Annotated in this window: 13 protein-coding genes; 3 read left to right on the top strand and 10 right to left on the bottom strand. The window is 48.7% G+C overall.

Translation table 11 applies throughout. From position 1 onward, the window contains the following. Positions 1-19: 19 nt before the first annotated feature. From recJ to rnz, 3 genes are all read right to left on the bottom strand, one after another. On the bottom strand, positions 20-2335 hold the full coding sequence (gene recJ, locus ACKTSF_RS01895; protein ID WP_407886114.1) for a single-stranded-DNA-specific exonuclease RecJ: 2316 nt from the start codon (positions 2333-2335) through the stop codon (positions 20-22). Positions 2336-2404: 69 nt separating this feature from the next. After that, positions 2405-2794, bottom strand: a complete 390-nt coding sequence (locus ACKTSF_RS01890; protein ID WP_407886112.1) for a LapA family protein — start codon at positions 2792-2794, stop codon at positions 2405-2407. Beyond that, complete coding sequence (gene rnz / locus ACKTSF_RS01885; RefSeq protein WP_407886110.1) at positions 2791-3744, bottom strand: ribonuclease Z; 954 nt, start codon at positions 3742-3744, stop codon at positions 2791-2793. The genes ACKTSF_RS01890 and rnz overlap by 4 nt, the downstream gene beginning before the upstream one ends. A 168-nt stretch (positions 3745-3912) precedes the next feature. On the opposite strand from rnz, the gene ACKTSF_RS01880 reads away from it, so the two are divergent. Together ACKTSF_RS01880 and ACKTSF_RS01875 are read left to right on the top strand one after the other, a co-directional pair. After that, a complete protein-coding gene (locus ACKTSF_RS01880) occupies positions 3913-4188 on the top strand; it encodes a hypothetical protein (RefSeq protein ID WP_407886108.1) in 276 nt (91 codons plus the stop codon). A gap of 13 nt (positions 4189-4201) precedes the next feature. Then, positions 4202-4954, top strand: coding sequence for a hypothetical protein (locus tag ACKTSF_RS01875; protein ID WP_407886107.1), 753 nt, complete (start codon positions 4202-4204; stop codon positions 4952-4954). A gap of 123 nt (positions 4955-5077) precedes the next feature. Here ACKTSF_RS01875 and obgE read toward each other — a convergent pair whose 3' ends face one another. Next, entirely contained in the window at positions 5078-6373 is a 1296-nt protein-coding gene (obgE, locus tag ACKTSF_RS01870; RefSeq protein WP_407886105.1) for a GTPase ObgE, read from the bottom strand. Positions 6374-6462: 89 nt separating this feature from the next. Beyond that, positions 6463-8280: an excinuclease ABC subunit UvrC gene (uvrC, locus tag ACKTSF_RS01865; RefSeq protein WP_407886103.1), complete on the bottom strand. Its 1818-nt coding sequence runs from the start codon at positions 8278-8280 to the stop codon at positions 6463-6465. Between the two features lie 221 nt (positions 8281-8501). Between uvrC and ACKTSF_RS01860 the strand changes: the two genes are divergently transcribed. Beyond that, on the top strand, positions 8502-8690 hold the full coding sequence (locus ACKTSF_RS01860) for an SPJ_0845 family protein (RefSeq protein WP_020090262.1): 189 nt from the start codon (positions 8502-8504) through the stop codon (positions 8688-8690). A 92-nt stretch (positions 8691-8782) separates the two neighbouring features. Here the strand turns inward: ACKTSF_RS01860 and ACKTSF_RS01855 are convergent, their stop codons facing one another. The 5 genes from ACKTSF_RS01855 to tuf all read right to left on the bottom strand — a co-directional run bounded on the left by ACKTSF_RS01855 (position 8783) and on the right by tuf (position 14167). Next, complete coding sequence (locus tag ACKTSF_RS01855) at positions 8783-9082, bottom strand: nucleoside triphosphate pyrophosphohydrolase family protein (protein ID WP_020090261.1); 300 nt, start codon at positions 9080-9082, stop codon at positions 8783-8785. A 2-nt stretch (positions 9083-9084) separates the two neighbouring features. Then, the gene (gene yihA / locus ACKTSF_RS01850) at positions 9085-9678 is read right to left on the bottom strand and encodes a ribosome biogenesis GTP-binding protein YihA/YsxC (RefSeq protein ID WP_407886100.1); all 594 of its coding nucleotides are present in this window, start codon (positions 9676-9678) and stop codon (positions 9085-9087) included. Between the two features lie 183 nt (positions 9679-9861). Beyond that, entirely contained in the window at positions 9862-11115 is a 1254-nt protein-coding gene (gene clpX, locus ACKTSF_RS01845; RefSeq protein ID WP_407886098.1) for an ATP-dependent Clp protease ATP-binding subunit ClpX, read from the bottom strand. Positions 11116-11339: 224 nt separating this feature from the next. Continuing rightward, positions 11340-12650, bottom strand: coding sequence for a trigger factor (gene tig, locus ACKTSF_RS01840; protein ID WP_407886096.1), 1311 nt, complete (start codon positions 12648-12650; stop codon positions 11340-11342). 326 nt (positions 12651-12976) lie between these two features. Next, positions 12977-14167, bottom strand: coding sequence for an elongation factor Tu (tuf, locus tag ACKTSF_RS01835; protein WP_125700037.1), 1191 nt, complete (start codon positions 14165-14167; stop codon positions 12977-12979). Positions 14168-14221 lie beyond the last annotated feature (54 nt).

Raw genomic sequence — 14221 nt, 5'->3', positions numbered from 1 at the left:
GTTAAGTAGCTCCTTTATTTTATATCAATGAGGCAAGACGCTTCGCTAACGCCGCAGCCGGACAGGCCAATAGGTCCTCTTCCGTCTGCATCTGTTGTTGCCGAAGCTGGTAACTCGGAGCCATCGTCAGATCCTTGTGCTCCGGATGCACCACACCATTCATGAGGCCGTGATCGATTGCGACAAAGCCACACTCGAAGAACACCTGAATCATGAAGACTAACTGGGTACGTGGAATTTGCAAGAAAGTTGCCAATTGTACCAGCTGGTGCCCCACATCTACTTGTTGATGCGATGCAACGAACTTAAATAGTTTAGCATATTGCGAGCGAGTTGGCATCCCTAATTGCGAAAGACTTTCTTTCTTATAGAGATAAGCCGTGATTTGAGCGGGTTGAAGTTGTTTTAAAACGATTTCTAAATCAGTCGTAGCATCCGGACAATCCACAATAAACACGGCAGAATCGGCTGGCAGTTTTTCGACTACGCTGCCATCATAAAGCAGTGCCGTCGCTTCTTCTGGCAGTTGGTTAGCTAACTGTCGAAACACATTGTTGTGGAAGAAAACGTACGTTCCGGGCTGCTGGAACATGGTTTGGTGAAGCCGATTGGTTCGTTCAACTTTTACCGGATTATCCGTCAACCGGAGATCCTTGACCATCACCTGCAAGGAATGTCGGCCCTGCCAGGCATTGTCCTCGATAGCACCGAGAACAGCCGCTGAATCCGGTGATGCACTCAGTGCCGCTACTTCTTTCCCAGCGCCAAACTGAATCGCGTTGAGCTGGTTATTACCTTCCTGAAGCTGAAACTTCAGGTGAGACTTATCCTTACCGATAGCCTTGATCTGCGTCAATGTAGCCGTTTCGAAAGCAAACAGTGGCTGACTGTTGTCCGTCCCAAACGGTGCCAGTTGTGCCAATTCCTGATACAGGTTTGGTGTGACTGTACCGACCGCTAAGGATGCCGCGACCGGTAACTCGGCCGGACCACTCTCAGTCAACTTCTGGTTAGCCGCCTCTTGATTCAAGGCATCAGCTAAGGCCCCTAGCTGCTCACTAGGTACCGTTAATCCAACAGCCATGTGATGACCGCCAAAAGCCGTCATCAGGTCTCTATGACCGTCTAAGGCTTCAAAGAGGTTAAATGCGGTCACGCTTCGTCCAGAGCCCTTAGCCCGACCTTCCTCATTGACGTTCAGAACCAACGCAGGCTTCCCCGTGGTCTCAACGACCTTGCTGGCAACGATTCCCAGAACCCCTTCGTGCCAATCGTGCCCACTGATGATCAACGCTGCTCGGTCGCGATGATCGACATCTTCAGCCTGTGCTAAAGCGGCCTGACTGATCTGCTGGACGAGTTCCTGGCGTTTACGATTCTTCTCTTCGGTCTGTTGCGCCAATTCCTTAGCCCGTGCATCATCCAACGTCGTCAGCAGTTCAACTGCCGGACTGGCATCTTCCAGCCGACCTAGCGCATTCAACCGTGGGGCAATTCCGAAGCCAATCGATTGCTCGGTCAGTTCTTCAGGTTTGATACCCGCTCCGGCCATTAGGGCTTGCAACCCCGGCCGTTCGTCCTGCTTTAATAACTGGAGACCGAAGTAAACCAGCACCCGATTTTCATCGACCAACGGTACCAGATCGGCGACCGTCCCGATGGCCGCAAGATCCAAAACATCTTGTGGGATCTCTTCGCGAAGAGCCTGAGCAACCTTAAAAGCCACCCCAGCCCCGGACAAACCTCCAAAGGGATACTCAGCGCCTGGATATCGGGGATGAATGATGGCGTATGCCGCGGGTAATTCTTGAGGAAGTTCATGGTGGTCGGTAACCACAACATCCACCCCGGCCTCATTCGCCGCCGCAATTGCCTCATTACCAGCAACCCCGTTGTCCACCGTCACAATGAGTTGCGTACCCGCTGCAATCAGTTTTTTAAAGGCAGCCACGTTCGGACCATAGCCGTCAGTAAACCGATTGGGGATATACGTATTGACCTTAGCACCCATCTCATTGAGCGTTTCGTAAAGAATCGACGTACTCGTAACGCCATCAGCATCGTAGTCCCCATAGATCGTAATCTGCTGGTCACTCCCGATGGCGTCCTCAATGCGATCGACCCCCTTCTGCATGTCATGGAGAAGGCTGGGATCATGCAGCTGTTCCGGTCCCGGATTCAAGAAGGCATGGGCTGCATCCGGCGTCTGATAGCCCCGATTCCACAAAATTTGTGCAACAATCGGCGAAATCTCTGCGGCCTTTGCTAATGCCTGTGCCTCCGCGGAAGGCTGGTCAACATTCTTAATGTTCCATTGGTATTGTGCGGCAATCACCAGCAAATCATCCTTTCTAAACGTTAGAAAAGCGGTGTCACTGGCACCGCTCCTCACTATCGGTTCTTGTTATTTTTCAGCCAATTTTACCTTTAATTCAGCATTTTCTTTCTCTAAATCCTGTAACTGCTTTTCCTGTTGCCCAGCGATCTGCTTACTCTTAGAGTTTTGCAAACGTTTGGTTAGGCGCTCATTGTCCTTGGTCAGTGCATCGATGCGGTCATGACTACTCTGCTCCAAGTCTTTGTAGGCCCGGTTGTGTTGGAAAACGGTAATGGTTGAGAAGAGAATCATCAACACCGCGCCGATTAGAATCGACACCAACAGAATCAAAATCAGTGGCCAATGAACCGTTGTGAATCCAAAAGAAACCGGGACACTTTCCACATTTAAGATGGCAAAGATTGCCACAACGATCACGAGTAAGATTGTTAAAACGATTCGCCACTGATTTTTCATTTCCGGACACCTTCCGCAGTTATTTTTTGAAATGGCACATTGTATTCATCAAAGTCCTTGACGACTCGCGTGTTTTTAAAGACCTCACGCGCCTGTTGCTGTAGCTCCAAAGCCATCTTGCCAGTGTAGCGCGCCGAGATGTGATTGAGCAATAACATCTTCACGTTGGTCCGTTTCGCCAGCTCAGCCGCTTGAATATTGGTCGAGTGGTAGTAGGCGCGTGCTAACTTGCTTTCACCCTTGGCAAAGGTGCTCTCGTGGACAAGAACATCGGCGTCCTGCGTCAGGCGAGAAGCATTCTGCGTCTGACGGGTATCACCTAAGAGGGCGACGATCCGGCCAGGTTGGCTCGGACCTAAGAAGTCCGCACCACTCACCGTTCGACCGTCAGGCAGTGTAACCGTCTTACCAGCCTTCAATTCGCCGTAGACCGGTCCAGATGGAATCTGCGCTTCTCGCAATTTGTCGACCATCAATTCTCCAGGATGATCCTTTTCGACGACCCGGTAGCCAAAACATTCAATACGGTGATCGAGATGCTGGGCGTAGACGCGAAACTTATCATCCTCAAAGATCATACCATCCGCAGACAATTCACGGTAATGGATCTTGTAGGACAGTTTAGTCTCTGAGACACGCATGCTTACCTCAACGAAGTCGCGAATGCCCTTGGGTCCATAGATGGTCAACGGTTCATTACCGCCTTGAAAGGACCGGCTACTCAAGAGACCTGGCAGCCCAAAAATATGGTCACCATGCAGATGCGTAATAAAAATCTTATCGATCTTCCGCGGTTTTAACGTGGTCCGCAGAATTTGATGCTGAGTGGCTTCACCCACGTCGAACAGCCACACTGAATTACGCTCATCGAGTAAGCGCAACGCCGTACTGGTCACATTCCGAAACTTCCCGGGTGACCCGGCGCCCGTCCCTAAAAATTGAATTTCCATATTTTTTCGTTCCTATTCTATAATTAAAGTCCGTCCACTATTTTAGGGGATTTTAGGTAAAATCGCAACTCTCAAAACCGACCATCCCCAGTGAAGGGGATTATTGCTAGGGTTCTTTCCTGAAATTCGGTATAATCGAGGTAAGCTTGTGATTGGGGGCAACAGAACATGCGGCTCATTGACTTTAACCTGTCGACTATCGACTTACATCCCGCCTTGCGCCTGTATTGGGAGCACGACGGTCAGCAAGTCCCGGTGGTTGACCTACAAACCAAGACTCACCAGCTCCACCTCATCACGGGACCAGGGCGTCCGTTAACGTTGGATCAATTGCGAACCCGCGTGCAGCAGGTCGACCCCCAGACCAGCCTATTCATCGCCCAGGAATCGCCCCAACGCCTTTACGGTTACCGCCTAGTGCCCCATCAAATCTTATTCGGTTGAAAGGAGTTTTACCATGCGTTTCATCAAAGCATCATTGTTTCTCAGCCTCAGTCTCCTCGCACTGGGACTCGCTGGCTGCCAATCCAGCGGCCAAAAGAGTACCGCCAACTTCAAGGACAGCAGTAGTCAGTCCAGCAGTTACAGTGCCAAAGAACCTGACGCCGCGGTGACCTCATCGTCTGTCTCCCATAAAAAAGAGGCTCAAACTTATCATCCGCAGGCCAAATTGACCAAGAACACGCGTTATATGAAGTCAGGAAACCTCAAGAAAGCTGGCCAATACACTTTCGACAAGGTCGGCACGCAACTCACACTGACCACTGTCAAACATCCACAGACAACCATTAAGTCTGGTGACCTGACGTATAAGATCACCACCGTTCGCATCATTAAGAATACCGCCAAGACGGCCGCCGCCAAACGAATGGCAGCTCAGGCCTTAAACCTGGCACAACTCAAGAGTCCCTACTACACACTACAGGTTAAGTTTACCATTTATAACCACGGGAATCAGGCCGTAACCACCGATGGTATTCAAAGTATCCGACTGAGCGGTAACCGGCAACTCAATGCGGCTAATCAGTTGAGTGATGCCAGTGCCGGAAAGAACATTCCGGCCAAGGGCAAAATGGCCACATTTGCTACCGGCCTCGCCAGTGAAAAGACTAAGCCAACCTTCAAGTCCGTCAAAATTAAATTTGCGGGTGCCTTTGTTGACAAGAAGCAGGTGGTCAAGCCCACGACTTGGTTAAAACTGGCACTTTAAGCCAACACGTCATTTCCGTGAGCAATCGGCAATTATTCGCTTACCTTCATAAAGTTCAAAATTAAAGCGTGGTCAATCAGGATTCAAGTCTTGATTGACCACGCTTTTGTTGACGCTAAACTATTAAGCCATGTATTCGAAGGTAAAGTCGTCAATCTTGACCAGGTCGCCGTTCTTGGCACCGTGATCTCGTAAACCGTTGTCGACGCCCATTCCCCGCATCTGACGGGTAAAGCGTAACAAACTTTCATCATGATTGATGTCCGTCATCCGGAAGAGCTTCAACAGCTTGTCACCAGTCAGAACCCAAGTCCCATCGGCATCCTGTGTAATTTCAAATTCTGCCTCAGGTTTGAAGTCGTATTCAGCCTTTTCGACCACTTCTTCTTGCTTAACTGGGAATTTCGGCGTTGCGGCTAAGATGTCGGCCGTCCGCTGTAGCAGCGGGGTCAACCCATCATGAGTCAACGCGGAGACGGCATAGACTTCCGGCGCCTGAGCCAACAGCTCGTCTTGCTTCAAATCTTCCTTGAACTTAGCCAAGTTATCGGCAGAATCCGGCATATCCATCTTGTTGGCAACCACGATTTGTGGCCGCTTCAAAATATCAGGATCATACGTCTTAAGTTCTTCATTAATCTTTTCAAAATCTTCATAAGGGTCACGACCTTCGAGGCCACTCATGTCGATCAGATGCAGGATGACCCGCGTCCGCTCGACGTGCCGTAAGAATTGGAAACCTAACCCAACCCCATTAGCGGCCCCTTCGATCAAGCCAGGCAAATCGGCCATCACAAAGTCACGACCATCCGGTAACCGCACCATCCCCAGGTTAGGGACTAGCGTGGTAAAGTGATATTCCGCGATCTTAGGTTTGGCACTCGTGACCGTCGACAATAGCGTGGACTTTCCAACGGATGGAAAGCCGACCAAACCGACATCAGCGAGAACCTTTAATTCCAACCGAATCTCAAATTCCTGACCAGGTTCCCCATTTTCGGCGATTTCTGGTGCGGGATTCTTGGGTGAGGCAAAGTGGATATTCCCCCGACCGCCACGGCCACCCTTAGCCACGATGGCCGAGTCATCATTGGCAACTAAGTCAGCGATGACGGCACCCGTTTCATTATTATAAATGGTGGTTCCTTGGGGAACACTGATAATCGTGTCCGCGGCCCCACGCCCAGTCATGGACTTTATGGCACCGTTGCCCCCACTCTTGGCCTTAAACTTCCGTTGATACCGGAAATCCATCAGTGTCCGTAAGCCTTCGTCAACGGCGAACACGATGTTTCCACCGCGACCACCGTCACCACCGGCAGGCCCACCATTAGGCACAAATTTTTCCCGACGGAAGGCGACCATCCCGTCGCCACCCTTACCGGCCTTGACGTCAATTTTAACTTGATCTACAAACATAATTATTATTCCTCGTTTTCTAAACCAGCGCATGCTGCTTTCTTCGTAAAGTATCCTGCTAGCCAGTATACCGGCAAACGGCCGTCACGTCAAAGTTTCGTTGGCGTCCGCGGATTTTTTATTTCTGCCGTCTCTGCTTGCAAGGTCAAGCGAATCGTCTGCGCAACGGTTTTACTAACACCTAATTCTCGCAGATCATCCACACTGGCCTCGCTAATCTTCTTGGTCGATCCAAACTTCCGTAACAATTTATTCCGCGTCTTGGGCCCCACACCGGGTATCCGATCAAGCCGTGAACTCAGCGAATGCTTGCTGTGAACCTGACGATGGAAGGTAATGGCAAACCGGTGAACTTCATCCTGAATCCGCTGAACCAGATAGAAGCCCTGACTCTTCGGGTCCAAATGGACGTGGTGATCATCGGCGCCAAACAACAGATCAGCCGTCTTATGGTGGTCGTTCTTGACCATCCCGGCGACCGGAATGTGGAGATCAAATTCATCCGACAAGACTTCTTTGACCGCATTCATTTGAATGTCGCCCCCATCCATCAAAATCAGGTCCGGCATCTGTGCGTGCTCCTTGAGCAACCGACCGTAACGTCGGCGAATGACTTCCAGTGTACTGGCCGTTTCGTCGGCGTGATCGACGGTTCGCAATTTATATTTCCGATACAACTTCTTATTGGGTTGACCATCAACGAAGACCACCATCGCTGAAACCAGATCGGCCCCTTGAATATGAGAGTGGTCAAACGCTTCAATCTTGTGCCCCGGCGTAATCCCCAAAGCATCGGTAATTTCCTTCATGGCCCCAGTGGTCTTGCCCTCGTCGAGCTCTAACAGCCGAAATTTCTCTTCTAAGACCAATCGAGAGTTCTTGGCAGCCATGTCCAACAGATCACGTTTAGTCCCTCGCTGCGGCGTTCTAACGGGCACGTGAAGGATCTCCTCGATACTGGCAGCGTCAATGCTCGCCGGTACCAAAATTTCTCGAGGTAGCACCGTATTCTTCCGTTGATAGAACTGCACGATAAAGCTGGCCAATTCTTCTTCAGCGGTGCTGACAATCGGAAACAGCCGTTTCTCACGTTTCATCAACCGTGCTTGACGAATGAAGAAGACTTGAATCGACAGCCACCCCTTGTCTAGGTAAAAATTAAAGATGTCCCGGGGGGTGCTGTCATTAGAAATAATCTTTTGCTTTTCCACCGTGGCTTCAATATAGCGAATCTGATCACGTAGATCCGCCGCGCGCTCGTAAGCCATATCAGCGGCTGCGGCAGCCATGCGATCACTCAAGTCTTTTTCGGCGTGACCGACGTTGCCATTTAAGAAAGACTTGATCTTCTTGATCTGTTCATCGTAGTCGGCCTGGGGAACTTCCTTGAAGCAGGCACCAAGGCACTGTCCCATATGATAATACAAACACGGTCGCCCCTGATAGCCGGTACACCGCCGTAGCGGATAGACCTTCTGCAGGAAGTGAATGGTTTCCTCAGCCGCATAAACGTTGGGATACGGTCCGAAGTAATAGGCACCATCCTTTTTAATGTCGCTGACCAGCAGCAATTGTGGGTCCCGTTCGTTGGTAATCTTGATGTAGGGATACCCAGTTCCCCGTTTCAGCTTGATGTTGAAATACGGCTGATGCTTTTGAATCAGCGTAATTTCCAGGAGGAAAGCCTCCTTGTCCGTCGAAGTGATGATCGTCTCAAAGTCCACGATTTCACTGACCAACTGTGCCGTCTTCCCGGTGTGGCTACTCTTAAAGTACGACCGCACTCGGTTCTTCAGGTTCTTTGCCTTCCCCACGTAAATAATCTGGCTGTTAATGTTCTTCATCAAATAACAGCCAGGAAGGCCCGGCAATAACGCCAATTTGTGTTCCAAATATTCTGATGCCAAGGGCCAAACCTCCCGTTCATTTCTCGAATTAGCTTATAAAGTATAAGCCGAATACGTGTTTGGCGCAAGCAATTCGCCCCGGCCACAGCGCTGATTCAGGAGTGCACTGATCAGTCGTGAATCAATCCAATTTCTTCGGTTTTTATCAAGCTTCACCCTGATAAATGACAAATCTCATGAATTCTGCTATGATAACTGCTAAAGACAAGGAGGTGGCTTGAATGGCTCTTAAAGTAAAACGCCAGGATGACCTTGACTCCATGTTCGGTAAATTTGCTGAGATGGACCCCACGGACGTGAAGCGCGACAAATTTTTGAAGCGTGACGATGCCCACAAGGATAACAAGCGCGCTAAAGGCTTGATCAACGCCGATAAATCAAAACACGAACAGGATCACAGTCAAGACTAACGTCGAAAGCTAAAGGACTCACGGAAAAATCCGTGGGTCCTTTTATTTTTAGACTTTATCTTGAAGAACCCTATATCGCTCTCACGAAATGATTACCGTTCCGGTTGGAAGCCATGAGGATAGCGTTCATTGAGACGTTTAATGTTATCTTGTGCCACTTCATCGAAGTCGATGTCGGCCCACTGGGCGATCTGGCTTAAATACCAGAGCACGTCACCCATCTCCTTAACGATGGCTTCGTGATCCATGTCCTGACCGTGGAAGGTGTAGTTCTTCACGAGATCGACGACCTGACCAGACTCACCGGCCAACCCCAATGCACAGTTGGTTAGAACCTGCTCGTTGCCATACAACGTTCGGTTCGCAGCTTTTTGATAATCATTAAATTCCATTCCTATTCCTCCCCAAAGGCTTGTTTTTCGATCCAATTCCAGACGGCATCCTTCCCGGACTTCTTCGGTGCCGAGAACATGATGATATTATCTGTATTAGGTAGGTTCATGGCCTTCTTAATCTGACTTACAGCCTGATTCCACTTACCACGAGCAATCTTGTCACTCTTAGTGGCAACGATCAGCGTTGGCAGATTAAAATAGGCCAGGTACTGATACATCTGAACATCGTCTTCGGTCGGTGCGTGGCGAGCATCAACGAGCGAGACAACCCCTTTTAATTGGTCGCGTTGCGTCAGATACGTTTCGATCATCTGGCCCCACTTCTCCCGTTCCGTCTTGGAAACCTTGGCGTAACCATAGCCAGGGACATCGACGAAGTAGAGTTGATCCTCGACGTTATAAAAGTTCAGGGTCTGCGTCTTCCCTGGTTGACCGGATGTCCGAGCGTACGAGCGTCGATTGATCAAAACGTTGGTCAGTGAAGATTTTCCAACGTTTGATCGGCCGACCAGCGCAATTTCTGGATACCCCGTCGTTGGATACTGTGCGGGGTCAACCGCACTCATGACTAATTCTACGTGATTGACTTCCATTGGTTAATGCCATCCTCTCCAAATATCTTTCATTATTCTAACACAGAACGTCACCCCACTGGAGAATTTCTCGACCAGCGGTTCCGCAATAAAGCGGTTAAAGCCCGCTCCCCCAACCCTTTACGCAACCATAAAAAAAGCGACCAGCTTGAAGACTGGTCGCAACGCCACACTGTGTGGCAATTATGAAGCTTTTTGGTCCTTTAAAATCACATCCGGTTCGGCATGGTCGGTTACGGTTTCAGCCGTAATCACAACTTTAGCCACGTCATCGCGACTAGGCAGGTCGAACATGATATCACGCATCACGTCTTCGATGATTGACCGCAATCCACGAGCACCGGTATTCCGGGCAATGGCTAATTTAGACATTTCGCGGAGGGCAGCTGGCTGGAATTCCAGTTGAACGTCATCGAGGGACAGCAACTTCTCGTATTGCTTGACCAACGCGTTCTTAGGCTCCGTCAAGATCCGAACCAAGTCGTTTTCATCCAGTTTCTCGAGGGCCGTCAAAATTGGCAACCGCCCGATAAATTCTGGAATTAATCCGAACTGGAGCAAATCTTCTGGAATCACATGTTGCATCAAACCATCACCGGAAGCCAAGACGTTTTGTTCCTTACTGTCGGCACCAAATCCAATCGTTTGGTCACCCAGACGACGCTTGACGATGCCGTCAATGCCATCAAAGGCCCCACCAACGATGAAGAGGATGTTGGTCGTGTCAATTTGAATGAACTCTTGTTGGGGATGCTTACGACCACCCTGAGGCGGAACGTTGGCAATCGTGCCTTCAAGAATCTTCAGGAGAGCTTGTTGCACCCCTTCACCGGAGACGTCACGCGTAATCGAAACATTTTCGGACTTCTTCGCAATTTTATCGATTTCATCGATGTAAATAATACCCTTTTCGGCGCGGTCAACGTCGTAATCGGCGTTTTGTAGCAGCTTCAACAGGATGTTTTCAACATCTTCACCCACGTAACCAGCTTCAGTCAGGGTCGTGGCATCTGCGATAGCAAACGGCACGTTTAAAATCTTAGCCAGACTTTGGGCCAGGTAGGTCTTCCCGGAACCAGTAGGTCCAATCACAGCAATGTTGCTCTTCTGCAATTCAGGCCCCTCATCGTCGGCTTGAGCCATTTCGTTTACCCGCTTGTAGTGGTTGTAAACAGCAACGGATAACGTCCGCTTGGCTTCACTTTGACCGATAACATATTGGTCGAGCGTGTTGACAATTTCAGCAGGCGTTGGCACTTCTAAGGTTTCTTGTGCGGTGTCTTGACTGAATTCTTCATCAATGATTTCTTTACAGAGGTCAATACATTCATTACAGATGTAAACACCTGGGCCGGCAACGATCTTCTTGACTTGATCTTGTGATTTACCACAAAAAGAACAGGTCACTGGGCCATTCGTTTCGGTGTTTTCAAACAATAAACTTCACCCTTTCTCTCCAGGCTTAAGCCTAACTCATTACAAAGTACTGTGTGTCAGTAAACCTGTCGAACTAACCAGATTTCCCTATCAATCGTGTACTATACCACAGATAAGCCTATGATAAAATCAATTTGCCTCAACGGCTCAGAAAACCTGATTCTAATGAAAAACCGGGACAACAGCGACTGTCGTCCCGGTCAAGTCCTCAATTGGCTAAGGAATTAATCCTTATCTTCTGAGTCCTTCTTCTTGTCTTGCTTTGCGGAATCGGCAATCAAGTCAACGGCGCTCTTGATAGCAATGTCATGCTTTAACATGTCATCTGAAAGGGCACTGCGAACAGCACTTTCTTCCATGCCGTATTGGCCAGCTAAGTCCTTAACTTCAGCACTGATTTCGTCTTCTGAAGGTTCGATCTTTTCAGCAGCAACGACGGCTTCAAGCACAAGGTTAGTCTTAACCCGCTTTTCAGCGCCATCGGTGAATTGCTTCCGTAAGTCGTCTTCAGTCGTCCCAGTCAATTGGAAGTACATCTTTGGTTCGATGCCTTGTTGTTGCATGTTAGCCAGGTATTGGTCCATTTGACGGTTGATGTCATCCTTCAGCATAGCTTCTGGGATGTCGGCGATTTCGGCATTATCAACGGCTTCGCTGATAGCTTCGTCTTCGATAGCATCGTGAGCAGCTTGTGTCTTTTGTTCCTTCAAGCTGTCCTTCGTCTTGGCTTCTAATTCTTCTAAGCTGTCAACTTCTTCGTCAACATCCTTAGCGAATTCATCATCCAATTCTGGTAATTGCTTTGCCTTAACTTCGTGGAGGGTAACCTTAAAGGTAGCTTCCTTGTCGCGTAAGTCTTCAGCTTGGTAATCCTTAGGGAAAGTAACCTTAACGTCAACGTCATCGCCAGCTTTGTGACCAACTAATTGGTCTTCGAAGCCAGGGATGAAGGAGTTAGAGCCTAATTCCAAGGAGTAGTTGTCAGCCTTACCACCATCGAATTGCTTGCCATCAACGTAACCGTCGAAGTCAATCACAACAGTGTCGCCCTTAGCAGCGGCTTCATCTTCTTTAAGCACTAATTCGGCTTGTTGTTGACGTTGCTTTTCTAATTCGGCATCGATGTCCTTTTGGTAAACCCGCGTGTTTTGCTTCGTTACGCTGAGATCCTTGTAGTCACCAAGCTTAACGTCTGGCTTAACCGTAACAACGGCCTTCAGAACCCAAGCCTTACCCTTGTCCATGGATTCAACGTCCACTTGGGGTTGGTCGACTGGTTCGATACCAGCGTCCTTGATAGCTTCTTCGTAAGCATCTGGTAAAACAATGTTTAAAGCATCTTGGTACAATGCTTCTTCACCATACATTTGGTCGAAGATTTGGCGTGGTACACGGCCTTTACGGAAACCAGGTACAGCCAGGTTCTTCTTGGTGCGCTTGAAGGCCTTGTCCAGACCATCCTTGATCATATCAGGAGCAATTTCAAAGGTTAATTCGCCTTGATTAGAGTCCTTTTTTTCCCATTTTGCAGCCATTATTTTCCCTCCGAAATGAAAGATATTACTATTTACAATTCTATCAATTGCATACTGTATAAGTGTACCTTATGCTATCCAAATTGTAAAATAGTTTTTGCTGAAATGCCGTGAATGACGCGGCTTTCCTTAAATTTTTCGTCGAAAATCCGATAAAGATAAACCGCTACCGAAAATTTGACATCACGGGTTAACCCTCCGGTCGTCACACCAAGGTGTCAACCCGAAACCCGCACACCATTTACAGCGAGTCTCTAGGTACGAAAAAAGGACTGAAAGGTCACCCCTTCAGCCCCTCTTTCAAGGCACACTAATTAATAAATTAATTAGTCGTCAATTTCCGTAACAGTACCGGCACCAACAGTGTGGCCACCTTCACGGACAGTGAACTTAGTACCCTTTTCAATGGCAGCTGGTTGGATCAGTTCAACAGTGAACGTCACGTTATCACCAGGCATAACCATTTCTACACCATCAGGCAATTCGATAACACCAGTGATATCAGTGGTGTGGAAGTAGAATTGTGGACGGTAGTTTGAGAAGAATGGCGTATGACGGCCACCTTCTTCTTTGCTCAAGATGTAGACTTCACCCTTGAACTCTTTGTGGGTTTGGATCGAACCTGGTTGTGCAAGAACTTGGCCACGAACAACTTGTTCACGGTTAATCCCACGCAATAAGGCACCAACGTTATCCCCAGCTTCACCAAGGTCCAACGTCTTACGGAACATTTCAAGACCAGTAACAGTCGTCTTCAATACGTCGTCATGTAAACCAACGATTTCAACTTCGTCACCAACCTTAACCATCCCACGGTCGATACGACCGGAAGCAACAGTCCCACGACCAGTGATCGTGAAGACGTCTTCAACGGGCATCAAGAAAGGCTTGTCGTTTTCACGAACTGGCGTTGGGATGTAATCATCAACAACGTCCATTAAGTGAAGGATAACCTTGGTTTGTTCTTCGTCGCCTTCGAGAGCCTTCAAAGCAGACCCACGAATAACTGGAATATCGTCACCAGGGTAATCGTATTCGGACAGCAATTCACGAACTTCCATTTCAACTAAGTCGACCAATTCGTCGTCATCAACTAAGTCGGTCTTGTTTAAGAAGACAACGATGTAGTTAACACCAACTTGGCGAGCAAGCAAAATGTGTTCACGCGTTTGTGGCATAGGGCCATCAGTAGCAGCAACAACCAAGATAGCACCGTCCATTTGGGCAGCACCAGTGATCATGTTCTTGATGTAGTCAGCATGTCCTGGGGCATCGATATGCGCATAGTGACGCTTTTCAGTTTCGTATTCAACGTGGGCAGTGTTGATCGTGATACCACGTTCACGTTCTTCTGGAGCAGCATCGATATCAGCGTAATCTTCGGCCTTTGCTAAACCTTTGTCAGCAAGTACCTTAGTGATTGCAGCAGTTAACGTCGTTTTCCCATGGTCAATATGGCCAATAGTACCAATATTTACATGGGGTTTAGTTCTTTCATAATGTTCTTTTTCAGCCATTAATGAAACCCTCCTGTATTTTATCGCAAGGATAATCTCTTCTCACAAAGAAAA

This window comes from Levilactobacillus muriae (assembly GCF_045862015.1).
GTDB classification, from domain to species: Bacteria; Bacillota; Bacilli; order Lactobacillales; family Lactobacillaceae; genus Levilactobacillus; species Levilactobacillus muriae.
Note: the sequence above shows the minus strand (reverse complement) of the source record. Positions and strands in the feature narration are given on the sequence as shown.